The sequence below is a fragment of the Pseudomonas sp. SIMBA_041 genome, from assembly GCF_046535095.1.
Taxonomy (GTDB): domain Bacteria; phylum Pseudomonadota; class Gammaproteobacteria; order Pseudomonadales; family Pseudomonadaceae; genus Aquipseudomonas; species Aquipseudomonas mucoides.
The window spans coordinates 1-311 of record NZ_JAWRXJ010000144.1; the positions used below are offsets into that span (position 1 = coordinate 1).

The following is a 311-nucleotide window of genomic DNA, read 5'->3' on the forward strand; positions in this document are numbered from 1 at the left end:
TGGGCGCTACCTTGCCCAGAAACGCTAACCCTAAAAGAAGCAATGACCTATGGTACTGGCGGCTTGACCGCAGCACTGAGTGTCCAAAAACTAGAGAAAATGGGCGCAAAACCAAGTGATGGCCCAGTTGCTGTGACTGGCGCAACAGGCGGCGTAGGTACGATCAGTATCGCTATCTTAAATCAGCTCGGCTACGACGTGATTGCATTCTCAGGTAAGCCAGAACAAAGCGAGCATCTAAAAGCATTGGGCGCAAGCGAAGTACGTCATCGCGATACCATCAATGAAATCGGTAATAAGCCTGTCGGCCG

The 311-nt window shown here is 51.1% G+C and carries 1 pseudogene; it reads left to right on the forward strand.

Features of this window, described 5'->3' with window-relative positions:
• Window positions 1-42 precede the first annotated feature (42 nt).
• Window positions 43-311: pseudogene (locus tag SB725_RS30605) on the forward strand (oxidoreductase); the annotation flags it as partial.